Origin of the sequence: Sphingobacterium sp. E70 (assembly GCF_019285695.1) — a bacterium.
In the GTDB taxonomy this organism is placed as follows: Bacteria; Bacteroidota; Bacteroidia; order Sphingobacteriales; family Sphingobacteriaceae; genus Sphingobacterium; species Sphingobacterium detergens.
This window is the reverse complement of record NZ_CP079104.1, coordinates 3,033,550-3,059,359: the sequence shown is the minus strand read 5'-3', so window position 1 is coordinate 3,059,359 and position 25,810 is coordinate 3,033,550. Positions and strand designations below refer to the sequence as shown.

General features: G+C 40.5%; 33 protein-coding genes and 8 pseudogenes. 19 read left to right on the top strand and 22 right to left on the bottom strand.

Going from position 1 to position 25,810, the window contains the following annotated elements:
- Positions 1–725, top strand: a pseudogene (locus KUH03_RS21750) (YebC/PmpR family DNA-binding transcriptional regulator).
- Positions 726–1,039: 314 nt separating this feature from the next.
- Here the strand turns inward: KUH03_RS21750 and KUH03_RS21745 are convergent.
- Positions 1,040–1,306, bottom strand: coding sequence for a hypothetical protein (locus KUH03_RS21745; protein WP_257096496.1), 267 nt, complete (start codon positions 1,304–1,306; stop codon positions 1,040–1,042).
- Between KUH03_RS21745 and KUH03_RS21740 the strand changes: the two genes are divergently transcribed.
- From KUH03_RS21740 to KUH03_RS21685, 12 genes and pseudogenes are all read left to right on the top strand, one after another.
- On the top strand, positions 1,293–2,441 hold the full coding sequence (locus KUH03_RS21740; RefSeq protein WP_257096494.1) for a hypothetical protein: 1,149 nt from the start codon (positions 1,293–1,295) through the stop codon (positions 2,439–2,441). The two genes, KUH03_RS21745 and KUH03_RS21740, sit on opposite strands and share 14 nt — an antisense overlap.
- A gap of 65 nt (positions 2,442–2,506) precedes the next feature.
- Positions 2,507–3,248, top strand: a pseudogene (locus tag KUH03_RS21735) (DeoR/GlpR family DNA-binding transcription regulator).
- A 23-nt stretch (positions 3,249–3,271) separates the two neighbouring features.
- Positions 3,272–4,302 (top strand): annotated as a pseudogene (locus KUH03_RS21725) (lipopolysaccharide biosynthesis protein).
- 50 nt (positions 4,303–4,352) lie between these two features.
- Entirely contained in the window at positions 4,353–4,751 is a 399-nt protein-coding gene (locus tag KUH03_RS21720) for a hypothetical protein (RefSeq protein ID WP_257096492.1), read from the top strand.
- On the top strand, positions 4,730–5,257 hold the full coding sequence (locus tag KUH03_RS48935; RefSeq protein WP_373564771.1) for a glycosyltransferase: 528 nt from the start codon (positions 4,730–4,732) through the stop codon (positions 5,255–5,257). Before KUH03_RS21720 ends, KUH03_RS48935 begins: the two co-directional genes overlap by 22 nt.
- Positions 5,184–5,639: a glycosyltransferase family 2 protein gene (locus KUH03_RS21715; RefSeq protein ID WP_257096491.1), complete on the top strand. Its 456-nt coding sequence runs from the start codon at positions 5,184–5,186 to the stop codon at positions 5,637–5,639. The genes KUH03_RS48935 and KUH03_RS21715 overlap by 74 nt, the downstream gene beginning before the upstream one ends.
- Positions 5,632–5,853 (top strand): hypothetical protein, encoded by a 222-nt coding sequence (locus KUH03_RS21710; protein ID WP_257096485.1) that lies wholly within the window; start codon positions 5,632–5,634, stop codon positions 5,851–5,853. The genes KUH03_RS21715 and KUH03_RS21710 overlap by 8 nt, the downstream gene beginning before the upstream one ends.
- Positions 5,854–5,869: 16 nt before the next feature.
- Positions 5,870–6,112 carry a hypothetical protein gene (locus KUH03_RS21705; protein ID WP_257096483.1) on the top strand — a complete coding sequence of 81 codons (243 nt, stop codon included), beginning with the start codon at positions 5,870–5,872 and terminating at the stop codon, positions 6,110–6,112.
- Positions 6,113–6,179: 67 nt separating this feature from the next.
- Positions 6,180–6,512: a hypothetical protein gene (locus KUH03_RS21700; RefSeq protein WP_257096481.1), complete on the top strand. Its 333-nt coding sequence runs from the start codon at positions 6,180–6,182 to the stop codon at positions 6,510–6,512.
- A 2-nt stretch (positions 6,513–6,514) separates the two neighbouring features.
- Positions 6,515–7,270: a glycosyltransferase family 2 protein gene (locus tag KUH03_RS21695; RefSeq protein WP_257096479.1), complete on the top strand. Its 756-nt coding sequence runs from the start codon at positions 6,515–6,517 to the stop codon at positions 7,268–7,270.
- Positions 7,270–7,485 carry a DUF3820 family protein gene (locus KUH03_RS21690; protein ID WP_046673143.1) on the top strand — a complete coding sequence of 72 codons (216 nt, stop codon included), beginning with the start codon at positions 7,270–7,272 and terminating at the stop codon, positions 7,483–7,485. The genes KUH03_RS21695 and KUH03_RS21690 overlap by 1 nt, the downstream gene beginning before the upstream one ends.
- A 93-nt stretch (positions 7,486–7,578) precedes the next feature.
- Positions 7,579–8,565 (top strand): rhodanese-related sulfurtransferase, encoded by a 987-nt coding sequence (locus KUH03_RS21685; RefSeq protein WP_257097194.1) that lies wholly within the window; start codon positions 7,579–7,581, stop codon positions 8,563–8,565.
- Between the two features lie 63 nt (positions 8,566–8,628).
- Here the strand turns inward: KUH03_RS21685 and KUH03_RS21680 are convergent, their stop codons facing one another.
- The 12 genes from KUH03_RS21680 to KUH03_RS48930 all read right to left on the bottom strand — a co-directional run bounded on the left by KUH03_RS21680 (position 8,629) and on the right by KUH03_RS48930 (position 15,259).
- A complete protein-coding gene (locus KUH03_RS21680; RefSeq protein WP_257096477.1) occupies positions 8,629–8,823 on the bottom strand; it encodes a hypothetical protein in 195 nt (64 codons plus the stop codon).
- Between the two features lie 47 nt (positions 8,824–8,870).
- A complete protein-coding gene (locus tag KUH03_RS21675) occupies positions 8,871–9,308 on the bottom strand; it encodes a DUF937 domain-containing protein (RefSeq protein ID WP_257096475.1) in 438 nt (145 codons plus the stop codon).
- A 127-nt stretch (positions 9,309–9,435) separates the two neighbouring features.
- The gene (locus KUH03_RS21670; RefSeq protein WP_257096473.1) at positions 9,436–10,695 is read right to left on the bottom strand and encodes a DUF5689 domain-containing protein; all 1,260 of its coding nucleotides are present in this window, start codon (positions 10,693–10,695) and stop codon (positions 9,436–9,438) included.
- 38 nt (positions 10,696–10,733) lie between these two features.
- Complete coding sequence (locus KUH03_RS21665) at positions 10,734–11,297, bottom strand: SusD/RagB family nutrient-binding outer membrane lipoprotein (RefSeq protein WP_257096471.1); 564 nt, start codon at positions 11,295–11,297, stop codon at positions 10,734–10,736.
- A gap of 7 nt (positions 11,298–11,304) precedes the next feature.
- Positions 11,305–11,655: a SusD/RagB family nutrient-binding outer membrane lipoprotein gene (locus tag KUH03_RS21660; protein ID WP_257097192.1), complete on the bottom strand. Its 351-nt coding sequence runs from the start codon at positions 11,653–11,655 to the stop codon at positions 11,305–11,307.
- A complete protein-coding gene (locus KUH03_RS21655) occupies positions 11,640–12,164 on the bottom strand; it encodes a SusD/RagB family nutrient-binding outer membrane lipoprotein (RefSeq protein WP_257096460.1) in 525 nt (174 codons plus the stop codon). Before KUH03_RS21655 ends, KUH03_RS21660 begins: the two co-directional genes overlap by 16 nt.
- 196 nt (positions 12,165–12,360) lie before the next feature.
- Positions 12,361–13,242: a TonB-dependent receptor domain-containing protein gene (locus tag KUH03_RS21650; RefSeq protein ID WP_257096458.1), complete on the bottom strand. Its 882-nt coding sequence runs from the start codon at positions 13,240–13,242 to the stop codon at positions 12,361–12,363.
- Positions 13,239–13,544: a TonB-dependent receptor gene (locus KUH03_RS21645; protein WP_257096455.1), complete on the bottom strand. Its 306-nt coding sequence runs from the start codon at positions 13,542–13,544 to the stop codon at positions 13,239–13,241. Before KUH03_RS21645 ends, KUH03_RS21650 begins: the two co-directional genes overlap by 4 nt.
- A 67-nt stretch (positions 13,545–13,611) precedes the next feature.
- On the bottom strand, positions 13,612–14,019 hold the full coding sequence (locus KUH03_RS21640) for a hypothetical protein (protein WP_257096453.1): 408 nt from the start codon (positions 14,017–14,019) through the stop codon (positions 13,612–13,614).
- A gap of 253 nt (positions 14,020–14,272) precedes the next feature.
- The gene (locus tag KUH03_RS21635; protein WP_257096451.1) at positions 14,273–14,791 is read right to left on the bottom strand and encodes a TonB-dependent receptor plug domain-containing protein; all 519 of its coding nucleotides are present in this window, start codon (positions 14,789–14,791) and stop codon (positions 14,273–14,275) included.
- Positions 14,755–14,946 (bottom strand): hypothetical protein, encoded by a 192-nt coding sequence (locus tag KUH03_RS21630; RefSeq protein ID WP_257096450.1) that lies wholly within the window; start codon positions 14,944–14,946, stop codon positions 14,755–14,757. Before KUH03_RS21630 ends, KUH03_RS21635 begins: the two co-directional genes overlap by 37 nt.
- Before the next feature lie 103 nt (positions 14,947–15,049).
- Positions 15,050–15,259 carry a carboxypeptidase-like regulatory domain-containing protein gene (locus KUH03_RS48930; RefSeq protein ID WP_373564834.1) on the bottom strand — a complete coding sequence of 70 codons (210 nt, stop codon included), beginning with the start codon at positions 15,257–15,259 and terminating at the stop codon, positions 15,050–15,052.
- Positions 15,260–15,831: 572 nt separating this feature from the next.
- On the opposite strand from KUH03_RS48930, the gene KUH03_RS21625 reads away from it, so the two are divergent.
- Positions 15,832–16,416 (top strand): hypothetical protein, encoded by a 585-nt coding sequence (locus KUH03_RS21625; protein WP_257096448.1) that lies wholly within the window; start codon positions 15,832–15,834, stop codon positions 16,414–16,416.
- Between the two features lie 74 nt (positions 16,417–16,490).
- Here the strand turns inward: KUH03_RS21625 and trmB are convergent, their stop codons facing one another.
- On the bottom strand, positions 16,491–17,147 hold the full coding sequence (trmB, locus tag KUH03_RS21620) for a tRNA (guanosine(46)-N7)-methyltransferase TrmB (RefSeq protein WP_257096446.1): 657 nt from the start codon (positions 17,145–17,147) through the stop codon (positions 16,491–16,493).
- A 57-nt stretch (positions 17,148–17,204) separates the two neighbouring features.
- On the opposite strand from trmB, the pseudogene KUH03_RS21615 reads away from it, so the two are divergent.
- Positions 17,205–18,142, top strand: a pseudogene (locus tag KUH03_RS21615) (GDP-L-fucose synthase family protein).
- A gap of 46 nt (positions 18,143–18,188) precedes the next feature.
- Here the strand turns inward: KUH03_RS21615 and KUH03_RS21610 are convergent.
- The 4 genes from KUH03_RS21610 to KUH03_RS21595 all read right to left on the bottom strand — a co-directional run bounded on the left by KUH03_RS21610 (position 18,189) and on the right by KUH03_RS21595 (position 19,451).
- On the bottom strand, positions 18,189–18,326 hold the full coding sequence (locus tag KUH03_RS21610) for a hypothetical protein (RefSeq protein WP_257096444.1): 138 nt from the start codon (positions 18,324–18,326) through the stop codon (positions 18,189–18,191).
- Entirely contained in the window at positions 18,326–18,640 is a 315-nt protein-coding gene (locus KUH03_RS21605) for a hypothetical protein (RefSeq protein ID WP_257096443.1), read from the bottom strand. The genes KUH03_RS21610 and KUH03_RS21605 overlap by 1 nt, the downstream gene beginning before the upstream one ends.
- The gene (locus KUH03_RS21600) at positions 18,633–19,052 is read right to left on the bottom strand and encodes a hypothetical protein (RefSeq protein ID WP_257096441.1); all 420 of its coding nucleotides are present in this window, start codon (positions 19,050–19,052) and stop codon (positions 18,633–18,635) included. Before KUH03_RS21600 ends, KUH03_RS21605 begins: the two co-directional genes overlap by 8 nt.
- 129 nt (positions 19,053–19,181) lie before the next feature.
- On the bottom strand, positions 19,182–19,451 hold the full coding sequence (locus KUH03_RS21595) for a YtxH domain-containing protein (protein ID WP_104383581.1): 270 nt from the start codon (positions 19,449–19,451) through the stop codon (positions 19,182–19,184).
- A gap of 238 nt (positions 19,452–19,689) precedes the next feature.
- Between KUH03_RS21595 and KUH03_RS48925 the strand changes: the two genes are divergently transcribed.
- From KUH03_RS48925 to KUH03_RS48915, 3 genes and pseudogenes are all read left to right on the top strand, one after another.
- Entirely contained in the window at positions 19,690–20,310 is a 621-nt protein-coding gene (locus KUH03_RS48925; RefSeq protein ID WP_373564770.1) for a magnesium chelatase domain-containing protein, read from the top strand.
- Positions 20,202–21,061 (top strand): annotated as a pseudogene (locus KUH03_RS48920) (YifB family Mg chelatase-like AAA ATPase). Before KUH03_RS48925 ends, KUH03_RS48920 begins: the two are co-directional and overlap by 109 nt.
- Positions 21,013–21,135, top strand: a pseudogene (locus KUH03_RS48915) (hypothetical protein); the annotation flags it as partial. The pseudogenes KUH03_RS48920 and KUH03_RS48915, both read left to right, overlap by 49 nt.
- 148 nt (positions 21,136–21,283) lie before the next feature.
- Here the strand turns inward: KUH03_RS48915 and KUH03_RS21585 are convergent.
- The 4 genes and pseudogenes from KUH03_RS21585 to rsfS all read right to left on the bottom strand — a co-directional run bounded on the left by KUH03_RS21585 (position 21,284) and on the right by rsfS (position 25,059).
- Positions 21,284–22,138: a rhomboid family intramembrane serine protease gene (locus KUH03_RS21585; protein ID WP_306429686.1), complete on the bottom strand. Its 855-nt coding sequence runs from the start codon at positions 22,136–22,138 to the stop codon at positions 21,284–21,286.
- Between the two features lie 76 nt (positions 22,139–22,214).
- Positions 22,215–22,493 carry a hypothetical protein gene (locus tag KUH03_RS21575; RefSeq protein WP_257096439.1) on the bottom strand — a complete coding sequence of 93 codons (279 nt, stop codon included), beginning with the start codon at positions 22,491–22,493 and terminating at the stop codon, positions 22,215–22,217.
- 63 nt (positions 22,494–22,556) lie between these two features.
- Positions 22,557–24,637: pseudogene (gene ftsH, locus KUH03_RS21570) on the bottom strand (ATP-dependent zinc metalloprotease FtsH).
- Positions 24,638–24,685: 48 nt separating this feature from the next.
- Positions 24,686–25,059: pseudogene (gene rsfS / locus KUH03_RS21565) on the bottom strand (ribosome silencing factor).
- A gap of 139 nt (positions 25,060–25,198) precedes the next feature.
- Between rsfS and KUH03_RS21560 the strand changes: the two are divergent.
- On the top strand, positions 25,199–25,753 hold the full coding sequence (locus KUH03_RS21560) for a biotin--[acetyl-CoA-carboxylase] ligase (RefSeq protein WP_257097190.1): 555 nt from the start codon (positions 25,199–25,201) through the stop codon (positions 25,751–25,753).
- Positions 25,754–25,810: the final 57 nt, after the last annotated feature.

Sequence of the window (25,810 nt, the reverse complement as noted above, 5' to 3'; positions counted from 1 at the left end):
ATGGGAAGAGCTTTCGAATTCAGAAAAGAGCGGAAATTCAAACGCTGGGCTAAGATGGCCGTGCAATTTACACGTTTAGGTAAAGAGATCGCTATGGCGGTTAAAGAAAGCGGCCCTCACCCTGAAACCAACTCGAGACTTCGCACAGCAATACATAATGCTAAGGCTGTAAATATGCCTAAAGATCGTATCGAAGCAGCTATAAAACGTGCTTCAGAGAAAGATTCAAAAGGCTACGAAGAATATGTATATGAGGGTTATGGCCCACATGGTGTTCCGGTTTTGATCGAAACAGCAACAGACAATACCAACCGTACCGTAGGAAATATCCGTAGCTATTTTACCAAAGCTGGGGTTCATTGGGAAAAACAGGATCCTTGGATTTTATTTTCAATCGCAAGTCTATTTTCCGCTTTGCAGCTACAGACGAATTGGATCTTGAAGAATTGGAACTGGAACTTATCGATGGTGGTTTGGAAGAATTGTACGTTGAAGCTGATGAAGAAGGCAATGATGTTGCTGTAGTTCAGACTTCTTTTGAAGATTTCGGTAATATGCAAAAATTGCTGGAAGAGAAAGGTATCGAAGTAAGCTCGGCAAAGTTGGAGCGTATTGCTTTATCACACTCTGATATTACTGAAGAGCAAGCGGCAGATGTATTAAAGATGATCGATAAAATCGAAGAGGATGATGATGTTCAGGCGGTATACCATAATATGGCATAAGCTGTTTATCTCACAAAATATCTAAAAAAGAGCGCTTGTCGCTCTTTTTTATAGCAAGGCCTCTCAGCGCCGTCAGAAAAATTACTACATTTGTAATAGACTATATCAAACTCGTAACAGGATGACTTTTGAAGAATTTTTCACGAAAAAGAAAATTGATTTAAAAGCTTTAAAAGCTGCAGATGAACCTTTATTTGAAGAGTTCAGGGCACACTATTCTGCTATGGGCGAGAAAAGCTTTGATCATAGCAAGAAGTTTTGGTTCAACAAGCTTCGTAAAAGTTACCATCTGACGGAAGAAGAAACGGCGGTTATCAAAAACCGATCCAAACAGATCCTGTTGAGAAGGCTCCGGCCGTAACAGATGCCACTGCCGCAAAACCTGCAGGTTTCAAACCAAGGTTTAAGGCAGCAACTCCAGCTGAACCTGCTGAGCAGAAAGAGGAACCTACAACAGAACCTTCGACGGCAGCTGCAAATTCTACCACAGGATTTAAGCCACGCTTTAAACCGGGAATCACTAAAAACACAGCGACTTCAGCCGAGGAGACGGCCGCACCTACAGATTTGTCGAACGACACTGCGCCAGAAACGACTAAACCAACAGGGTTTAAACCCCGTTTCAAGCCAGGTGTTACGAAAGCAGCTGATAGTACTGTTAACGAGGATATATCCTCACCTGCAGAGGCCCCGGACAACTCGGCAACAGAAGCACCGAAGCCGACAGGCTTTAAGCCAAGATTCAAAGCAGGTCTGACGAAAGCAGCAAGTAACGGCTCGACACAGGAAATGGCTCCGTCAGCAGAGTTACCGAGCGCGAAGCAGACAGCTGCTCCAGAAGCAACACCAACGCTAACCGAAAGTAGCCCAGCCAATCCATCCATTGAACCACAACAGGAGAATACGGCTGAAACGGATACAACCGCAGCAAACAAACCGGCAGGTTTCAAGCCTAGGTTTAAAGCTGGTGTAACGAAAACAGCAAGTACGGATTCTTCCCAAACAAAGCCGCCGGCAGTAGAGAACACTGTTGACAAGCAGCAAAAAGAACCCAGCGAGCAGGAAACAGCAATTGCTAAACCAACGGGGTTCACTCCTCGCTTTAAAGCCGGTGTGACGAAAACAACTGATAGCACTATTAATGAGGATACATCTTCACCTGCAGAGGCCTCGGACAGCGCGGCAACAGAAGCATCGAAGCCGACAGGCTTTAAGCCAAGATTTAAAGCCGGAATAACGAAAACAGCAAGTGCTGATAACAAACAGGCGGCTGAATCTGTTCAATCCGCAAACTCTTCGGTAGAGGATGCGACTACACCTTCAGCGGTCGAGGATAGCACTGTTACAGCGAATACATCCTCACCTGCGGAATCCGCGACAAGTTCGGCAACAGAGATATCAAAGCCAACAGGCTTTAAGCCAAGATTCAAAGCTGGTTTAACCAAAACAGCAAGTACTGATTCTCCATCGACAGTAGTTCCCTCAGCAGCAAATACGGACGATACACAGGAAGTGGATCCGCCAACAGAAGACCCGAACGCGAAACAAACCGCGGCTCCAGAAGCAACACCAACGGGAAGCAATATGGCCAATCCAACTGTTGAACCCCAGCAGAATGATGATACTACAACGGAACAAACTGCAGCTAGCAAGCCAACAGGATTCAAACCTCGCTTTAAAGCGGGTTTAACAAAAATTGATAAAAAGGAAGAATAATTTTCACTACATTTAAACTGATTTTTTTCAACTAGTTTAATAACTCCGATTAAAACCAAAGACCAATGTTAAAGGAAGAAAGACAAGCATTTATTATACATCAGATCAATCTACATAACAAAGTTTTATCTTCAGATTTAAGTGTCCAACTTAATGTATCCGAAGATACGATCAGACGTGACTTGAACGAGCTTGCAGAAAATGGCAAAGTTTTAAAAGTCTACGGTGGAGCGCTTTCCAAATCATTTCAATTTCCTTTTCAGGACGGAAATGTCTACGCTAAAGAAGCGAAAAAGAAATTGCCAAGAAGGCAAGCTCATTAATCTCAAATGGTATGACTGTATTGGTCGGCGGGGAACGACCTTGATTGAACTGGCACGAACAATTCCAGACCACCTTCAATGTACATTCTTTACGATCAGCCCACTAGTTGCATTAGAACTGGCTGAAAAGCCAAATCTTGAAGTGATTTTGGTTGGCGGAAAGCTTTCACGTAATACAAATATTGTATCAGGTGCACAGGTGGCCAATGAATTGGCGGACCTAAAAGTAGATCTTTGCTTGCTGGGTACCAATTCACTCTCTGTAGAAGATGGGGTAACGGATTCCGACTGGGAAGTTGTGCAAATCAAACGTGCAATGATCAAATGCTCTAAGAAGGTTGCTATACTCAGTATTGCGGAAAAACTTAATTCCGTTCAAAAAATGAAAGTGGTACCTCTACGTGATATTTCCTATTTGATTACTGATATCAATCCGACTGATGTTTCCTTAAAAGAATTTGCGAATACAATTGCAATACTTTAATATTGCCGCTCATTTAATTTAGCATGTCATCGCAAACAGGAAATGACTCTTTAAAATCAAAAACAACAAAAGGATTGCTATGGGGTGGTATGGCCAGTATCATCCAGCAGTTTTTGGGCTTCGGCTTCGGCATTCTACTAAATCGTAAACTAACAGCAGAAGATTACGGTTTAGTAGCCATGATTACCATATTCTCTGTTCTTGCCTCAGCATTTCAAGAGAGCGGATTTGTGTATGGGATTGTCAATAAAAAGAAGTTCAACATAAAGACTACAATGCCGTATTCTGGACAAGTGTTGGAATAGGTACATTTATTTATATTGTATTATTCTTTTCAGCACCGCTCATTGCCCTGTACTACAACCAGCCGGTACTTGTTGAACTCAGTCGATTTACCTTTCTATCCTTCTGGTTAGGAAGTTTCGGGATTGCGCATAACGCCTACCTTTTCCGCAATTTAAAGATCAAGGAAAGAGTGATCACCGGGACTTTGGCCCTTATCTTATCAAATACAATTGGTATATATTTAGCCTATAAAGGTTATGCCTATTGGGCATTTGCGGTCCAGATCGTTTCCTATAGCGGTTTTAATATGCTTGGCTTTTGGTATTTTTCCAAATTCAAGCCCTCATTTACCTTCGATTTCAGTCCTATCCGCGATATTCTAGGGTTTAGCAGTAAAATACTGGTTACCAATATTTTTATCAATATTAATAAAAACATATATGCGGCAATTTTGGGAAAACATTATACAACCGAAGAATTAGGATATACTGTTCAACCAAATAAATGGAGCCAAATGGCGCAGTCTATTTTAACCAATATGGTTAATAACGTCACACAACCTATCCTACGTGAGATAGAAGACGATAAGGACAGACAGGTTCGTGTATTCCGCAAGCTCATCTCCTTTACTGCTTTTTTGGCTTTTCCAATGTTATTTGGTTTAACAACCGTTGCACAAGACTTCATTACGATTACAATAACCGAAAATGGCAGCAAAGTGCTATCTTTCTTCAGATTTTCTGTATTGGAGCTGCTTTTGACTCAGTAAGCAATGTCTTCTCCAGCCTGATTATCAGCAAGGGAAAGTCCCAGATCTATATGCGAAATATCGTTGTTTTTGGTTTACTTCAAATCGCTATTTTAGTCTTTGGCAAATCGCTTGGCATTGAAATGCTCATCGCCTTAACCTCCGGATTAAATGCCTTATGGATATTTGTCTGGTACGCTTCGGCTAAACCCTATATGACCTATTCATTCCGTTATCTAATTCAGGATGTATTTTCATATGCTGTATTAGCCGGTATCAGCTGTTTGGCAGCACACTATGCCACCGCATCCATTGCCAACCTGTACCTTCGGTTTGCAAGTACTATCGCTGTCGCTGTATGTGCATATATTATCGTCAATAGAGTCTTTAAGCCGAGTATTTTGTTGGAATTATTCAGCTATTTCATCACAGTTATCCGAAAAAATAGATGGCCAAGATTCTCACCATAATCGTTTCTTATAATTTTGAACCTTGGATTCACAAATGCCTGCACAGTTTATTATTATCAAGCCATCCAACGGATATCCTTGTTATAGATAATAACTCAAGGGATCATACTACCTGTATCATCAAAGAAACTTATCCTGCTGTCAGGCTGATAGAAAGTCCCGAAAACCTCGGTTTTGGGAAAGCCAACAACATTGGATTGACTATCGCCCTCGAGGAAGATTATGACTACGCCTTTTTAGTCAATCAGGACGCTTGGGTAGATCAAAACTGCATCGCCAACCTGATCAAGGTAAACACTGCAAACATTGGAATTATTTCCCCATCCACTACGATGGTACGGAGGAAAAACTCGACCATGGGTTCTCAATTTATACGAAGCATACGCAGTTTGAAAATTCCTACCGAACCTGCTCATTCGTCAATGCTGCTTTTTGTTGATACCAAAAGCTGTCATCAAAAAAGTCGGCGGTTTTTCTCCAATTTTCTTCCATTATGGAGAAGATAAAGATTATGCCAACCGCATCCATTATTATGGATTAAACTTTGTATTAGCCGAAGATGCCAAGGCTTATCACGACAGACAGCAGCGCCAAGTAGATCGCAAAGCTTTTCTAAAGAGCGAATTCGTCTATCATCTGACAGAATATTGCAATATCAATTATACGTTTACAAAGGCTTTCTCAATGGCGATATTAGCGAGCGTAAAGAAAATGCTGTCTTCTTTGGGTAAAGGTCGTATTTTTGAAACAAGAAGTTATTTCAATATTGCTTTTAGACTATTGGGTAAGACCATGGAAGTCCGTGATACCCGTCAGGCTAATAAAAAGCTTTTAACAAAATTTTTGATAGATGAACAGTCTTGCTCCAGTCTTACTCTTTGTGTATAATCGTCCAGCGCATACGCTAAAGACTCTTGCAGCACTTGAGAGAAACAGGTATGCTGACCAGACTATTCTCTATATTTATTCGGATGCGGCAAAAGATGAGCGCGCGATTGAGGCTGTAGAAGAGGTACGTCGGATTATAAAAAGCCCTGGTATTTTAAACAGATCAAAATTGTCGAGCGGGACAAAATTGGGGCTTAGCTGCGAATGTCATTGACGGTGTTACCAAAGTCGTGCAAGAACATGGGCAGATTATAGTCTTAGAAGATGATCTCGAAACATCAGCATTTGCTCTCGATTACTTTAATAAAGCACTAAACCGCTATAAAGAGGACGAACAGGTCATGCAGATCAGTGGCTACGGCTATCCGGTAAAAAATCTGAATGAGCTTCCTGAAACGTTTTTCTTTCGAGTCGCCAATAGCTGGGGTGGGCAACATGGGATCGTGCTTGGCAACATTTCAACCCCAACATAGATGAGCTTGTTCCCGATTTTTCGGAGGAACAGATTCATCAGTTCAGTATTGAAGGAAAAGAGAACTTTTGGAAGCAGGTACAGGAGCTACGCACTGGAAGGATCAACTCCTGGGCAATACGTTGGTACGCTTCGGTATTCAAAAAAATGGACTAGTTTTGTATCCGAGGAATTCGATGACACAGAATATCGGTAACGATGGTTCGGGCACTCATACAGCTGCAGAATCAACCTATCAGGTCACTTTAGCAGATCATCCTGTACATTTTTTCCCTACCGAAATAGCGGAGAATGTACAAGGGTATGAAGCTATCAAATATTTCTACGCACATCGGAAAGGTTCTTTATTCAATCGGGGCATCCGATTCCTCAAGAAAAAAATTAACAAATTCAATAAATAGACATGTCTGCTCATCCAAAATTTTCAATCATCACTGTCGTTTACAATAATGTGCGGGATATTGAGCATACCATCACATCTGTTGCTAACCAGACTTACGACAATATTGAATATATCGTCATTGATGGGGAATCATCCGATGGTACTTTAGCCGTTATTCAAAAATATCAGGATAAAATTGCGGTCTTATTATCTGAAAAAGACAAAGGAATTTACGATGCGATGAACAAAGGCCTTGCTTTGGCTACAGGTGACTATGTTCTCTTTTTGAATTCCGGAGATGAAATATACGATCTCAACAGCATCGAAAATCTAGCGAAGCTCAGTGATGGTGCCGATATCCTCTATGGTGAAACGATACTTGTAGATGACAATCGAGCTATTATTGGTGAACGAAGACATAAAGTACCAGCAAATTTCGACTGGAAGAGTTTTCGTTATGGCATGAATATCTGTCATCAGGCGATTTATATCAAACGGAGTATTGCAGAACCGTATGACCTCAATTATAAGCTATGCGCCGATATAGATTGGGTCATTCGCTGTGCTAAAAAGGCAAATAAATCTGTTAATGCACATCAATATGTAGCGCGCTATCTCGTGGGCGGGATGTCAAAACAGAAACATAAGGAGTCGCTAAAAGAACGCTTCGCCATCTTCAAACACTATTACGGCACCATTCCCAATTTATTCAATCATGGGATCATCGCGTTAAAAGCGATCTGGTACCGCATTAATTATGGAAAACCCCAAGACTAATGCTAAATCCTGAAATCCTCACTGAACTTGTGACAGTTAAAATGCCCTTCGGCAAATATCAGGGCTACACCTTATGCAATCTTCCGGAGCCTTATTTGGTCTGGTACAATCAAAAAGGATTTCCTAAAGGTAAATTAGGACAGCAACTGGCCACACTTTATGAGATCAAGCTAAACGGCTTGGAGTACCTCTTGGAACCTTTGAAGAAAAGGTGACGAAGGTCATTTCCTTCCATTTATTATTTTTGTAGCTTTGCAGTGAATTTATTTTTGCATTAAACGCCGTTTGCAGCGGTATCAATGAATATCATGACACAATATCAAACATTGCTGTACTATTGTTACAGCCCTATCGAAAACGCAGAACAGTTTGCGACTGATCACCTTGAATTTTGTAAATCACTTGACTTAGTAGGACGTATTATTGTTGCCGATGAAGGCTTGAATGGTACTGTTTCGGGTACGACTGATGCTTGTCAACAATATATGGATGCAATTTATGCGGATGGTCGTTTTAACAAAACAGAATTTAAAATCGACAACGTTGATGAACCTTCTTTCATCAAAATGCACTGTCGCTACAAAGCTGAAATCGTGCACTCTGGCCTAAGGGATCCGAAAGAAATCGATCCAAACCGCCAAACAGGTATACATCTGGAACCAAAAGATTTCTTGGCGATGAAGGACCAAGAAGATGTCGTTGTATTAGATGTGCGTTCAAACTACGAGCACAATGTAGGTCACTTTAAAAATGCGGTGACTTTGGACATTGACAACTTCCGCGAGTTTCCAGAAAAAATCAAAGAGCTTGAACAATATAGAGGCAAAAAAATATTGACCTATTGTACTGGTGGGATCAAATGTGAAAAAGCTTCTGCCCTATTGTTAAAAGAGGGCTTTGAGGATGTCTACCAATTGCATGGTGGAATCATTAAATATGGCAAAGAAGCAGGTGGTGAAGATTTCGAAGGACAGTGTTATGTCTTTGACAATCGTGTCACAGTAGACGTCAACTCAGTCAATCCATCGGTCGTATCAACCTGTTTCAATTGTGGCAAACAGACGACCAAGATGATCAACTGCGCCAATCCGGTATGTAATGAGCATTTCACGCAGTGTGACGAATGCGGATGGGAAATGGAAGGCTGTTGCTCTGTTGCCTGCAAAGAAAGCCCGAATAAACGAGAATATGATGGTACAGGATACTATGTTAAAGTTCCTCAACCTGTTAATGTAGACAAAATCAGCAAAAGAAAACATAAGAATTTTCCACCTAAAGTAACGGTAGAAAATTAATTCAATATAACATAAAAAGTCGGTAACTGATCAGTTACCGACTTTTTATGTTATAAGATTGCTTTACTTCGCAAACATTCCTGCGATCGAGTCAAGGATATTTCCTTTGGATTGACCATCGTTACTTTTATCAAAGAAGCTGCCGGCCAAACCGCCCAACATATCAGTCATACTACCGCCTGTAGAAGCCTGTTGTGTTTCTTGTGCAGGCTCTTCCTGTCCGCCGCCTAGAAATGAACTGAGAATCCCTCCTAGCATACCACCCCCAGCACCTTGCTGTCCACCAGCACCTAAAACAGATCCGATCAGGTCACCAATACCCCGCCACTGGACGCCTGTTTTTGTTGACCTAAGTAACTCATGACAATAGGCGCTAACGTTGCTAAAACCCCAGTTACCTGAGCAGAGCTAATACCAGCTTTATCGGCAATATTCTGTGTCACCACCTCTGTGTTTTGTCCAAACATATGGTTGACAATCTTGTTCCCGTCGTCAGATCCACCCTGGCCAAATAAATCACCTATCTTATCGAAGATACCTCCACCGCTATGTTGATCGATCGCTTTGTCAATGTTTTCCGATTGACCTTTGTTTTTTGCATTGTAGTTCAATGCTGCAATCATTAAAGGAACAGCCGCTGCCACAATCCATTTTGCTTTGGATTCACTGACGCCTGTCATTTTAGAAATGGCTTCTATTGCTTTCGAGCCAACTCCTCCTGTAACTAAGTCTGTTAAGTTCATAAGTCTTCGTTTATAGTTACTATGAAGATAACGAATTTTTATGAGGAGTTTAGAAAATATATGCCGACAACAGAAAGCCCTGTGGAGTCTTCACTACACAGGGCTTTTACATAATCAGTCGTTCAACTTAATAACTCTTATAGATTGCAATATCATCCAGGCCGAGCCTTCCATTATTAATGACATTGTTGCTGGTTCCCAATCCAAGCTTGGTGACCCGGAAACGAACAGCTCCTTGAACATTCATTAAAAATACAGTCTGTTTTGAATTCATACTCTGCGAAGTTGGATGTGCGTCAGCGATGGATTCACCTATTTGCTTCCAAGTCGCGCCCTGATCGGTAGAATATTCCAGCTTAAACGTGCATGACCGATCTGTATAATATGAACCATACCAAAGTGTCACTTTTGAAGCGCCATTTGGTACATCAAAATTCATCTGTACATGACCATCCACACTTAAATTCTGTTGCATGCGTATCGCATTTTTACCGGAAACAATTCGGTCACGACCAGCAGTAGTACCCAATATTGCCTGATATAACTTCCATTGCCCAGTTGGGAAAGACACGTCGTTCTTTTCGCCCATATCGTAACTTCCTTTCACACTCGCGTCTACAGCATCAAAAGTCTCCGGCCATCCAGCATATAGTTTACCACTTGCATAGGCCATGTCGGAGTAGTCCTGCATTCGGATTTGCAATTTATCCCCCTCTCTGAATGCTATTCCTCTGAAAGAGGCGCTGGGAGCAATAGACTGTGCCGCAAATGTTGCATTGTCCTCGGTATGTAAGGTAATCTCATTTTTATCTCCATCCATCAAGATCTTATCGCCTTTTAGGGCTGTTCCGGTTGCAGGCTCTGGCTCGACATCAGCAGTAACATCAATATAAGTTGATTCAAATTCGTCGAATTTCGCATTGAGGTTCGCGACCGATACGGCCAATGGAGCAACATCCTTATTTGAGGCAAAGACATTGACCTGTTGATTATTAACGGACGATAAAACCATTAGACCAGATTTTTTGACCAATTTTGTACCATCGATATTGATCTGAACAGAGTCACCAAATTTGAAACTCGAGGCATCAGTAACCTCTACTAATATTCCTCTACGTTGATTGCGCCAAATATTCTGAACAGCAATGGTATTTTCGGGCAAATTCTTATTCTCAGCGCGTGAAACCACAAGCGCCTTCACGTACTTTGCGCCAAGCGCACTTGATTCGTTGAGCTGTAGGTCCGTATTTTTATAGAGGCTGCGTAATGTATACAATGATATTTCAGGATTTAATTCTCCGATTGACTCATTGATATCTTCTTTACAGCCTGTCAGGAGCGTTGACATCGCCAACGCAGTCCATATTACTAACTTTAATTTTTTCATGAACTAGTTGATTGTAGGTTGCCACCACATTTTTTCATTTATTCCATCTCCGCCCATGCGACCGACCGCATCTTGGTAATTTTCCTATTAAGCGATTGGACAATAATTGGGTAATTTAATCTGACCGGCATCTTTCCATTGTTTAATAAACCTGGCCCTTTGTACAGATCTAGCAACTGTGTTCGACGATATTCATACCACTGTTGGAAATCCGTAAACATCATCGCATAGTATTTTTGCAGATGCACCTTTTTTAGCTTTTGAGTTTCGGAATCCTCAGCCGAAAAGATCACTTTTGGATTTGCCAAATAGCCCTGTGGAACAGTAGTTCCCCAATATTCCATCGCTCCATTGATTCCTTTTGTATATGCCTCAGAAGCATCAAGCTCAACATATTTCCGCAGGGCACATTCCGCTATGATAAATTGCAATTCAGCATAATTCATGATATTTCCCATGTGCGCATCTGACTTTAGCGCTGCGAGGAGTGTAGATTGACGCTCAGGAACATTTCCGCGAGCATAACCAGACTGCATACCTCCATAGACACCTAGAGTAGCCTCCGTAGCCCAAAGCTTCAAACGAGGATCGCCCAGGTCCATCAAATTATTAATAAAAATTCAGAATACCCCTAGTGCCATTAAAATCAATATCGCGCACATTATAATTGGGATTCATATAAGGCTGTACATTGGTATAATACAATGCGGCTGTTTCAGCATTACTTTGCATAATCGGATATTCGGCAGCATTAGTCTCCAATATTTCCTTAATCTTGGCAACAGCATTCGTTTCTGTTTTATGTGCAACCCGCAATAACAAACGCAAATACAAGGAGTTACCAAATTTGCGCCATTTTGTCGGATCTGAACTATAAATTGGATCCATCGCGTTATTGGCCGACTCTACCAAAACATTTTCTTTCAATAGGGCGTTCGCTTCCTCTAGTTTTCGGAAAATATCCTTATAGATATCCTCCTGTTTATCAAATTTGGGGTGAGATTACCTTCGGAAAAACCTTTATTACTATCGAAATACGGTACATCACCATACATGTCCGTGATAAGCGAACTTACCCATGCATCCATGACCAAGGAAATACCCATATAAGTCTGATAACCGACCTGTTTTGCGTCGTTAGCCCTCTGATATATATCTCTAATATTCGTCAGTTGCACATACCAGCCAGTCCAGCTTGACTCCGATTCCGATGGTCTAATCTCATAGCGCTGAATTTCCAAATTATCATTTATTGTGACTGTAACCTGCATCAATTCGTTATTGATTCTTAAATTACGAGATAGATTAGTACTCAACACATTAACCAAAGCCGGTGCAATCAAGCTTTGCGGTGCTACTGCAGAAACTTTATTAGGATCGGTATTCTTTTCTACAAAATCTTTAGTACAACTCTGGAATACTATACTCCCGAGTATGAGTAAAAATGTTATACGGATATATTTTTTCATAGCGTCAATAATTAAAATGAAAATGATAGGTTCACACCCATTGTTCGCGTCGAAGGAAACTGAGCAATTTCAGCTCCTTTCTCAATTCCACTACCGGTCAAAGAAGCAAATTCTGGATCAAAAGCTGGCCATTTAGTAAATACAAAAAGATCCCGTCCATATAAACCGATAGATGCCTTTTCAATTTTGTAACGACTTAAAAAGATTTCGGCAATGAATAATCCAGTCTAACTTCCCGCAGTTTGATAAAGTCAGTAGAAAACGTATTTGATTCAAGATTGTCACGATTAAAATGTCTTGCATAATAATCTCCAGCTGTTGCAACGACCGTATTTTTGCTATAACTTCCATCTGGATTCAGCACAACGCCGTCGCCAATAATCCCTGTATAACGCCCCGGAAGCGTCTTCTTTAATTTTCCCTCTTCCATCAGAACAGCATGCGTTAATGAATAACCTACCCCGCCAAACTGTCCGTCAAACAGGAAATTAAAACGGAAACCTTTGTACTTGAATTCATTGCCCCAACCAAATTTCGTGGTCGGATTGGGATTACCAATATAACGGCTTTCCTGTGCCAATACAGGTACACCATCAGCATAGATGATCTTTCCATCTGGGTTTCTTTCATAACCTAGTCCCCAGATATCACCAAATCTACGCCCTGGTATAGCCTCTATCGTGCCGCGGCTACCAAACAATGTAGAAAGAATAAGTCTCCCTTCAAGCGAAGCCGGTATAGAAACGACTTCCGAATCATAATGGGTAAAATTCCCATACATATTCCAGTTTAACTTATCCTGGCTTTTCAAAATATCTCCCGATAAAGCAATCTCAATTCCTTGAGTTTTAACTTCCCCACCATTGGTGAACTTTCGTCTATAACCACTGGAAGGGTCTACAGGCGTTTCGATTAACTGCCTGTCCATCAATGTACTGTATACAGTCAAATCCAGTTTTATTCGGTCTTTAAACATCCGAAAGTCGGTTCCTAGTTCATAAGACAAGGTATTTTCGGCTTGCAAATTTTCATCAGGAACTGTCGAAGGATTAGATAATCCACCGTTAAATCCGATCACACTGCTATATCCATAAAAGTTATTAAAGGGTTTGGTTCCTCCCCTCCTACTCCAGCAATAGAGGCCCGTAATTTCCAATAGTTGATTGATTTCGGCAATTCAAAGATTTGACTTAGGATAAAGCTTGTATTAACCGATGGGTAAAAGAAAGGCTTAACTTCATTTCTTTTAGGTGAAGCCAATGTACTTGCCCAGTCTACGCGACCCGTAAAGTCAATAAAATATCTTTCTTTATAACTATAATTTGCCAAACCATAGACACTATGAATAGCGTACTCCGCCCTATACGGATCATATAGCACCCTTTCTCTGGCATTTGCAAACTTATACTGGTTTGGATAAATCAGACTATTTGCTGATGCATCATCTTTAATGTATTTGTTGTTTAATAAGGCTCCCCAGCTGAAACACCAAAACGATGGTTTTCCGAACGTTGGTTATTATATTGTAATAAAAATCTGAATTTCGTTCCTCGGCATAAATAGATTGTTCACGATAGTAACCAAACGCATATTTATAAGTATCAAAAGGTCTTGACTGCTTACGTTTGTCATATCCCATATCGATTCCTGTCCGGAGCATCAAACTTAGTTCATTGGTGAATTTATAATCCAACTGCACGTTTCCGATCAGGTTATTTTTATTCTGCGCATTGACCATATCATAAGAAATCGTTCTCGGATTATCCAGTAAATTGGAAAATGGTGTCATTTGCTCAATGCGCTCCTTGCCAGGAAGCCAATTCTGATCCAACCAAGCCGCATCTATATTCGGCACAATCCCCGAACAAAATACATATAGCTTTGATTATTGTAACCGCTATTAGGCAAATTGTCAGAACCTCTATTATTAAAATTAATTTTTGTGGACAAGGTCAATTTATCGGTGATCTTACTGCTAAATTGCGTTGCAATTGTGTGCCTATTATAGCCCATATTGGGAATAATCCACTTATTGGTTACATTGGTATAAGAAAAGCGCGCTGTCGTCTTATCTGTAGATCCGGAAACACTAATGGAATTTGTCGAAGTCAGCTCCGTTTGAAATAGGTCCTTGCGATTGTTTTATAAGGTCGCCAAAGTGTACGTTCGGCAGGTGTTTGTCTATAATTAGCGGGATCATATTGGTAATAGTATTGACCATCAAATTTAGGTCCCCAAGCAGATGAGGTGCTCAACGTACTTGCACCATCTTCCGATTGACCATAGGAGTAATACAAGTCCTGTCCTATAGCACCTTGCCCATATTCATACTGATAATCAGGCCATCGATTAATTGTCCCGATTGCAGTATTTGAATTGACAGTAACCCCTATTCTATTTCGTATACTCTTCCCTTTTTTAGTCGTAATAATGACTGCACCACGAGACCCTCTATACCCATATAATGCTGCAGCACCAGGCCCCTTAAGAACTGAAACTGACTCAATATCTTCAGGATTAATATCAGCCAAAGAAGAGCCAAAATCTACGGGTGAATCACCATCCAAATAGGCCGAATTCCCATTCCCTGTCATTTTAGTCCCACCTCCCATGATAATCCCATCCACAATAATAAGCGCATCATTGTCCCCGTCATGGATGTTTCGCCACGCAGGATAACTTTATTTGACCCCAACGGTCCTGCACCAGATTTAACCAGATTTAAACCAGCTACCTTACCAGTCAATGCATCTGTCCAGTTGTTTGAAATTGCATTGGTCAATTCCTCCCCTTCACGGTACTAATGGAGTAACCAAGTGCTTTCTCCTCCCGCTGAATACCCAGCGCCGTAACAACTACTTCATTCAATGCCTCGGAAGTAACATTTAATGCGATTTGAGCATTTGACTGTGCTGTTGCAAAGGTCTTGGTCTGCCCTCATAACCAATCAATTGAAAACGGACCAAAGCACCGGTCTCAACCTCTATTTCAAAATGCCCCGTTCGATCAGTCGTCCCCTTCGCTACCCCGCCAGCAAGGATAGATACCGATGCTAAGGGCTCCTGTGTCTTGCTATCTACAACTTTTCCTTTAATTTTAATCTTCCCTGATTAAAATTATGTGTGACTCCATGGCTGTTGTCCATTGGAACAGCCGCCGAAGCTACATCCAGATTGCAAGCAACTGCCAGCGCTGCAAATAGCACTTTCGAGGATGAGTGCCTTAGATTAATTTGGATAGGGTTAATACTAAACATAGATATTAGTGTAAATTGTTAATTTGCAATTTGGGACAAAAGTATACTCTTAACAAAAAGTTTGTTTTAACTTAATGTTTTCTTTCTGTTAACAATTGTTTCGAATATAATTTCCTTTAAGAAACATTTTGCCCGATTTACATCATATAAAAATGCATAAGAATTCATTACAGACAGGAATTTCACGCATTAGGTCTAAAAAAGCAAGCCTTTACCTTGGTTATTTACTATAATAGTATCGAAAATAATAAATATTTCTTAAAAAACGAAGCAAATCGAAGTTATTTAAAATACATATCGCAATAAAAACACACAGCACGCTAAGCTAATTCTGCCTTGATTAAAAATATATCCATGGTTTTCGAGAAAGGCAGAAAGAGAAGAAATGAATAAAGAGCGGCCCATTATCTTATGCACGATCTGACCTGGGATACCTTGCAGCAGCTCAAACAGCACAATCAGGCTTTGGAAGAAATTGATTTTGAGATTGCCGAACTCGAATACCTGTTATTCCCTATCGAACAGGATCTTGATATTCTTGAGGTATTTCTCAAGATCAAGGATCCCTCGGTGCTTCCATTCGATAAGCACGATGAAGTAACGGAAATAAGTATAGACCTGGAAGACTTCTATAAAGGGGTAATATATCACAACCAGCACATTCAGGATCTCCACGATGATGTATCTAGGGAATACCAGTGGTTCAATGCTCATTTCGAGATGATCTATGAAAAAGAAGGCTGGATAAATGAAGCGCTGTGGAATGACATCCATCTGATCTACAAAAACTACCTGGGTGCGCAGGTCGACATTGTTTCTCTGGATCGCGACCAGGAGGAATTTAGAGAAGTATTGGCTGAGGTCAATGACGTACAGGATAATTACAATGAATATGGAGAGGTCATTTTCAATTCTTTCAACGCTCTTCATACTCGATCTCAGGAATGTTATAAAAGGGCAGAAATTGTCAATAAAGGATTGGATGAACTGAAATAGAAGAAACTGTCTCCTATGCTTGCATCATGCAAATGTAGGAGACAGTTTCTTTCTTTACAATAAAAACTTTGATGTTAGCGTTTCTCAAAGCTCCATTTCACATAGTTTATATTCTTATCGTCAGCAAGATACTTTTTCTCATAGTATGTCTTGATTGATAAAACATTATCGACCAAGTCCGAGTGATACAGATCTGTCGTCTCTTTATATTTCTTCAGATTCTGTAACTCTATTTGCTCAAGAGTATATGCATAGAAGCCATCATTATCTGTCTTTAGATTCATCATCCCTTCTGGCTTCATGACAATCTGGTAACGGTCTAAAAATTTAGGGCCTGTCAAGCGTTTCTTTTCGCGACTGTCCTGCGGCTGTGGATCTGGAAAGGTAATCCAAATTTCATCAATTTCATTCTCAGCAAAGTGCTCAAGAAGCGTTTCAATCTGTATCCGTAAAAATGCGACATTTTTGATACCATCTTCCAACGCGGTTTTTGCGCCACGCCAGATACGGTTGCCTTTAAAATCAATCCCGATAAAGTTCTTTTCCGGAAACAAGCGCGCCAAATTAACTGTATATTCTCCTTTACCGCAGGCAAGTTCCAAAACAACCGGGTTTGCATTTCCAAATTGTTTCTCAGCCCATTTTCCTTTATATTCTTTGCCGGCATCGAGCTGGATGACATTCTCAAAAGTCGCTACTTCGGCAAATTTACGTAGTTTATCCTTTCCCATTTTTTAATTAATATCCCGCAAAAATAACCTTATATTTGCAGGAATCAATAACTTATCGTGGAAAAAGACGCTAAAATTTACGTAGCAGGCCATCGAGGAATGGTCGGATCGGCAATATATCGCAAATTAACAGAACTGGGATACAGTAACATCGTGACCCGTACCTCTCAAGAATTAGATCTGCGTAATCAACAAGCAGTTGCTGACTTTTTCAACGAAGAAAAACCTGATTATGTTTTCCTGGCAGCCGCTAAGGTTGGGGGATTATGGCAAACAATACCTATCGCGCAGATTTCATCTACGAAAACATGGCGATACAGAATAACGTTATTAAATCCTCTTACGACAATGAGGTTACAAAGTTGATGTTTTTAGGTTCAAGCTGCATCTACCCCAAAATGGCACCACAACCTTTGAACGAAGACTTATTGTTGACAGGTACCTTAGAGCCTACCAATGAGCCTTATGCCATCGCCAAAATAGCTGGTATTAAAATGGCAGAAGCTTTTCGTGATCAATATGGTTGTAACTATATATCAGTTATGCCAACTAATCTCTATGGTATCAATGATAATTATCATCCACAGAACTCGCATGTTTTACCAGCCCTGATCCGTAGATTTCACGAGGCAAAGGTAAATAACTTAGATGAAGTGGTTATTTGGGGTACGGGGACTCCTTTAAGGGAGTTTCTTTTCTCGGATGATCTAGCTGACGCCTGTGTATTTTTGATGAATAGCTATAATGAGAAACAGTTCGTCAATATCGGCATCGGTGAAGATTTAAGCATAAAGGATCTTGCCGAACTCATTAAGGACGTCATTGGATATACCGGCAAAATCTCATTTGATACAAGTAAGCCTGACGGAACACCACGCAAATTAATGGACGTATCCAAATTACACGCCTTAGGCTGGAAGCATAAAACCAATCTTCGCGAGGGAATTAAATTAGCTTACGAGGATTTTTTGAGTAAAGAAGAGGCAACTTCCTAGTAGGTTTCACTATAGGAAGGAATTCCATATTCATTGACTTCATCTTTTAGAGGAACCTCCCTTCAATTTGTGAGGCTTTCTTTTTCTTCTTTTTGGGACGGATAAAATTGCTGAGTTTACCTATCAATCCACTGATTTTATCCTGATTGATCTGGCCGACAGCACGCTCCGATAGCAGCAACATTAACGCTTTTTTAGCATTCCTGCGTTTTTCAAAAACAGCCTGTTCATCACAAAAGGAACACCTATGCGCAAGGTTTTTGTCAGCCAATCCGAATCAGGATTGTTACTTTTCGCAAATAATTGCTGAATGATATTGACTCCGGGAATATTATTTTTTAATGAATTGAAAAAACGAATCGGAGCTTCGATCTTGTTATTAAATAAAGTAAACTGTGTTTTCAGGTAAGCCTCTTGTTCATTTTTGAGTTCCTTTAAACGAGCGATTTCAGTCTTAAGCTCCTGTAAATTGCGTATTTTCGTTTGCTTGTTATTCATTTGTAGTCCCTTCTCTATCAAATTTTTCGTTTTTTCTCAACTCTTCTTCCTCTTCTTCGATCTCATCATTCCACTTGGCCAAAAAGCGACGGATGGAAAGATCCATAAACTTAGATTCCAATGCAGGTTCGAAAATCCGTATAATTACGATAATAACCATAAAAATGCCTGCTGTCGCCAGAAATCCCAATGAATAACTTCCCAATAGCTCACCTAGCCAAAATCCCAAAGCCAAACACAGGAAAAAGACAACAAACAAAGTGAATATCAATTTAGTCGCGTCCACCACCAAACTCGCGATCAACCGCGATGATCGCTCGATTGTTTTCAATTTAACGAGCTTAAACTGGGAATCTATGTACTCTTTTGTTTTCTGAAAAGTACCACTAAGTGAAAATTTTTCTTCTTCCATGCATCTTAATTTTATTTAGGCTATCTCAAAAGTCTATACGAACTTCAATAGAATATTTATATTCAGCCTTTTGAAATAGCCTATAATTCTATGTATCTCCCAAAACTGTCCTGAGGGACAATTTGCTTCTTATGCATGCTCGATGATATCATCGTCTACAATCTCCTCTGCCTGGTTTAATTTACCTTTTAGGGTGGAGACAATTTTTTCTTTAAACTCATTCAATTGATCGAATTGTTCTTCAGCTCTCTCACGAATAGCATCACTCAAATCGCTTAATGAATCATTGATCTTATCTCTTGTATCTGATCCTTTGTCCGGAGCAAATAAAACTCCCAAAGCTGCACCTGCAGCAAGACCTGCCAATAACGCCAAAGCTACTTTACTTGTGTCATTCATTTCTTTTTCGTTTTAAAGTTCTAATTCTATTACACGATGAATCTAGTCTTCGATAATAATACAATTTATAAAGCAAATCGTTTGCCAAATACCGCGATTATTCATTATTAACTAGAATCTATATAATTACAATATAGTCATTTTTCAACAATTCGTAATCGATTTACAATAATTCACTAGCGCATTATTATTTATGATTTAATATTTAGTATCTTTAAATCAACCGATTATAGAATTTATGCTAAACAAAACCTATTGTAGTGCCGTCTATGGGATTGAGGCATGCACCATAACAGTTGAGGTAGTTGTTTCTACTGGACTACATTATTATATAGTCGGGCTTCCTGACAATGCTGTCAAAGAAAGCCTCAGACGTATTGAAAGCGCTATTACTTCCTGCCAACTTCACATGCCACGACAGAAAATTGTGGTCAACTTGGCACCAGCTAACATCAGAAAAGAAGGCTCTAGTTATGATTTATCGATCGCTATCGGTATACTCGCGTCCTCGGGACAGCTTCCAAATGAGCTATTGGAACAGTATCTGATCGTGGGAGAACTATCCCTGGATGGTAGCATAAAACCTATCAGAGGCGTATTACCTATTGCCTTACAGACATTAAATGACGGGTTTAAGGGAATTATACTTCCGCAACAAAATGCACAGGAGGCAGCCATCGTTGCTGGCATCGATGTGATTGCCGTCGAACACCTAACAGAGGTGGTACAGTTTCTTAATAACTCAAAAATATCCTTCCAACGAAAGTCGATATCCAATCTCTCTTTCACACTGAAACAAATAAGTATGATGTTGATTTTGCAGATGTTCGGGGACAGGAAAATATCAAGAGAGCATTAGAAATAGCCGCTGCTGGAGGACATAATGTTATTCTAATCGGTCCCCAGGCGCGGGGAAGACGATGTTAGCGAAAAGATTACCAACGGTATTACCGCCCCTCAATATGATCGAATCGCTTGAAACAACCAAAATTCACTCTGTTTCGGGAAACCTTAAAGCTAAAGACGCCTTACTAACGATACGGCCATTTCGCGCCCCTCACCATACCATCTCTGATGTAGCCATGGTGGGTGGAGGCTCCAATCCTCAACCCGGCGAGATTTCACTATCACATCATGGCGTACTATTTCTGGATGAACTTCCTGAATTTAAACGAAGTGTCCTTGAAGTCATGCGACAACCACTCGAATCCCGAAGTATCACCATATCAAGAGCAAAATTAACCATAGATTATCCTGCCAGCTTTATGTTGATCGCCGCCATGAACCCATGCCCTTGTGGATACTTCAATCACCCCGAAAAAGAATGTATCTGTGGCAACAACACTGTTCAGCGTTATTTAAGTAAAATATCGGGTCCATTATTGGATCGGATTGACCTCCATGTAGAAGTCACGCCAGTACTTTTCGATGAGCTGAGTGCCTCAGCTTCTTCTGAAAATAGCCTGACAGTCCGCAATCGTGTCATCCAAACGAGGTTGGTTCAAAAACAACGATTCGAATCTTATCCAGATGTTCATTGTAATGCACACATGAGCACCAAATTAACCAGAGATATCTGTCAGATCGGCGAATCGCAAAAAAACTATTAAAGACAGCTATTGATCGTCTAAATCTTTCCGCGAGGGCTTATGATCGAATATTAAAAGTCGCCCGTACCATCGCCGATATGGAAAATAGTCCAACGATCGAAAACCACCATCTCGCTGAAGCGATCCAGTATAGAAATTTGGATAGGGAAACCTGGGGCGGAAAATTTTAGAACTGTGCCAGACAATGTTTTATGACCCAAGGAAAACAGATAATGGTCAAGATCAGTCCTGATAATGCACCAAAGAAATGCGCATCATGGTTAATCCCGTCCTGTGCTTTTTGGAAGCCCAAATACAATAACCCAGAAACAGAAAGGCAAATAAATAAGCTGGCATTGGGATAATCATCATGACTCCGATAGTCATCTTCGGGTTAAAAAGGATATAGCTAAATAAAACGGCACAGATAGCGCCCGAAGCACCCAGACTGTAATAACCGTAATTATTTTTCTGTTGGATAATCGTCGGAATGTCACTCAGCACCAGACTTCCTAAATAAATGACAGCAAAGAGAAGATGTCCATAGGGACTTGCCTGTGCCAGCATCTGTTCCAATCCAAATGCGAAATAATAAAAAGTGATCATATTAAACAGCAGGTGCCCCCAGTCTTTATGGATAAAACCACTGGTTAATATTGTATACAAGCGCTGTTTACGCGCGATACTATACGGATGGAGCATTAACTTACCATAAAGCTGCTCATGAGAAAAGGTATAGATACTCGTAACAAGCGTAAAAAAGAAAATAACACTTGCGACGGGAGTTTGTTGTAAGTAAAAAGTAAGCATTGCTAGAAACGGTCTTCTAAAAGTAAAACATATATAACTCTTTGGGGCCATGAGCCCCAAAACCAGCCTTTTCTCAATATCTGCAGTACGTGAAGGACCTGTAATGGTTGAAATCATCGTTGGAATCTCCTGGCCATAACGTTTCTGCATATAAGCTAAGGCATCTTTCACATCCCACACCAATTGAGAAGCTTTGGCCACAACGATATGAATCGGTGGGTAGATACTCAGACGACGTCCGGAAGCATTAGCATTGCTCACCATGATACTGCCATTACGTGCGATCAAGGCTTCACATGAGGTGATACTCGCATTGGCAGACTCGAAATCTTTCTCCGTTTTGAAAAAGGGAAACCATAGGGACTCAGCAGATTTTGGATCCCCTGCTCCCAGGCATAGATATTTTTATATTGTTTACCTCTGTTAATGTAATCAAATTTTCGATGAGGCCAATCTCACCATCGCAATAAAGAAACTTGCCGCCAGCGGCTGTCAATTCACGAACAAAAACAAGATCAACCAATTCATCCTCTTCTTTGTAAAGGGGTGTTTCTTTGAAATTAGGGTGTGGATTATCGTTTTTTTGAAGCAATGCCTGACGTATGCGTTTTAACATTACCTCCTTCGCTGTCGCGTTCTTCACGTTCATGGCTCAATAGCAATATAAATACAGCGCTAGAGTTTTTCTAGCGCTGTAAAATCTAAATTAGTTTAAACTATTCGGTGATGGATTATCCAATCGCTGTTCATCTTTTGAAGTTGCCTCCTCAGGGTGAACATCCAATGGCAAATCGGTCTGTGGTACACCGCCACCATCCGCACCGTTGACAAATTCATCATAAGTTGTCTTGGTATCGAAAGGACGCTTACCTAATATCTCTTCAAGGTCAGATTGGAAAAGAATCTCTTTTTCCAATAACTTCTCTGCAATCTTAATCAGTCCCTCACGTTTGTCCAACAAAAGTTGTTTTGTACGTGCATAGACATCTGTAATCAGATTACGAACTTCGGCATCAATAAGCTCTGCCGTTTTGTCAGAATATGGCTTTTGGAAAGAAGCCTCTGAGCTGTCACGGAAAGACACATTTCCTACCTTATCGTTCATACCATAGATGGCAATCATTGCATAAGAAAGCTGCGTGATACGTTCTAGGTCATTTTGAGCACCTGTGGAAATCCGCCCAAAAGTAATATCTTCGGCTACACGCCCACCCATAGTCATACACAGGCTGTCCACCAGTTGTTCTGTTGTATATAAGAACTGTTCACGAGGAAGGTATTGTGCATATCCCAAAGCCGCTACTCCACGCGGAACAATAGAAACTTTTACCAAAGGATCCGCATGTTCCAAATACCAGCCCGCAATAGCATGCCCTGCTTCGTGGTAAGCAACAATACGTTTCTCCTCAGGAGAAATGATTTTATTCTTTTTCTCAAGACCACCGATCACACGATCCACGGCATCCTGAAAATCTTGCATATCTATCTCAGGTTTGTTTTTACGTGCAGCAATCAGCGCCGCTTCATTACAAACATTAGCAATCTCTGCACCAGCAAAACCTGGAGTCTGTGCCGATAATTTTTGGCATCTACCTCCGCTGATAACTTCAATGGTTTTAAGTGCACTTTAAAAATATGCTCACGACCGATCAAATCTGGTTTATCAATAGAAATCTGACGATCGAAACGTCCTGGACGCAATAATGCAGTATCCAATACATCAATACGGTTTGTCGCTGCTAAAATAATAACACCCGAATCCGTACCGAAACCATCCATTTCCACCAATAACTGGTTCAATGTATTTTCACGTTCGTCGTTACCACCCATCATAGAATTCTTACCACGGGCACGACCGATCGCATCAATCTCATCAATAAAAATAATACATGGTGCTTTCTCTTTGGCTTGTTTGAACAAGTCCCGAACACGTGAAGCACCCACACCAACAAACATCTCTACGAAGTCTGAACCAGATAGGGAGAAGAAAGGCACCTGTGCTTCACCAGCAACAGCTTTTGCCAATAAAGTCTTACCTGTTCCCGGAGGGCCTACCAGCAATGCTCCTTTTGGAATTTTACCCCTAGATTCGTATACTTACGTGGATTTTTCAAGAAATCCACAATTTCCATTACTTCTTGTTTTGCTTCTTCTAAGCCTGCAACATCATTAAAAGTGATATTGATTTGTGATTCTTTATCGAATAACTGTGCTTTGGATTTGCCGATATTAAATATCGCACCACCGCCACCACCAGCACCACCGCCCATACGGCGCATCAAGAAAATCCAGATCGCTGCCAACACTAACAATGGCAACATAAATGTCACAAACCAGCTCGCCCAAGGATTAGAACGATCGGCATATTTTAATTGCACTTTAGGTGTTCCTGGAGCCAGTTCAGCCTGCGATGCAGCTAATTTTTCTCCAGAACCTCTGCTGAGGCATCCTTAAAGATATACTGCGGACCTGTTTCCTCTTGACCAGCAAGACTAGGGATTGGATCATTGCTTTTAGTTACGTCTTTAAAATTGGGATTATCTTTCCAGCCCTTTTTTAGATAAACTTCTACCTCGACAAGATCATTTTTCTTATATGCTTCCAAACGCTCAACAGCGCCGGTTTTTAACATGCGTGTTTCAAAATCACTATAGCTAATTTCCTTAGCCGGGTTTTCTCCAAAAACATATTGCAAGGCAAAAAACCTAAAAACATGGCAATCATAAGCCACACAAAATTGAATTTTGGCGGTTTCGGGCTTACCTTACTACTTGGGATTTTTTTCATTATATCGTAATTATATTTTCTGTATAAATTATTGAATTGAGGCTTTTATTAAGCGCTTTGGAAATGCTGAACTTGTGCATCTCCCCACAAATCCTCGATTGCGTAATGCGCTCTTTTTCGGTCTTAAAGATATGTACAACCACATCCACAAAATCCAAAATCAACCACTCTCCATTTGATTGTCCTTCTTTATATTGGGGTTCTTGACCAAAAGCCTTATAGACTTCCTCCTCAACACTTTTGGCAATCGCATTTACCTGAATGTTGGAGTCGGCATGACAAATCACAAAATAATCAGAAACAGAACTGTGAAGATCTCTTAAATCCAAGCGAACAATCTCGTTTGCTTTCTTTTCCTGCATACCGTGAACGATAATTTCTGATAGACGTTGCGACAATTCTGAACTTTTATTTTTACTCATTAAAAAATATGATAGTTTTGACTTAATATTTATTTAATACTTTCAGTTTGCAAAATAACAATATTTCGGGACTTATCATCGGTCAAAATACAATATATCTTGACAAAGTTGCCTCTACAAACGATTATTTAAGAGATTTATTGTCAAATTTCAAGCCACTCGCAGAGGGCACTGCCATTTTAGCAGGAGAACAGTTTCAGGAAAAGGGCAACGAGGAAGCACCTGGGTCAGTGAACCTGGAAAAAACCTGACTACATCAATTCTTTTAAAACCGCATTTCTTATCAATAGCGCAACAATTTGCGCTCTCAGCCACGGTTGCAATCGCCGTAGTCAACTGGCTTAAACGCAAGACTGAGCAGGATGTGACCGTAAAATGGCCCAATGACATTTATGTGGGCAACAAAAAAATAGTAGGCATCCTTATTGAAAATAAATTAAAGGGAAATAAAATTGAAGCGTCTATTGTCGGAATCGGCATTAATATTAATCAAGTCAATTTTGACACAGCGACAACAATTACTTCGCTAGCTGTTCTTACAAACAAAGCCGATTATGTCATAAAGGACCTGGCCGTCGAGCTTTTGATAGTATCCAAAAGGAGTATAACAACCTCTTCACCCAATCCTGGCAGCCTATATTGGACCGCTATAATGAGTCACTATTTTGGAAAGATCAGGAACGCCCATTTTTAGTGGCAGGCGAAAAAAAACGGGAATCATTAAGGCAGTGGGCATTGATGGTCAACTACA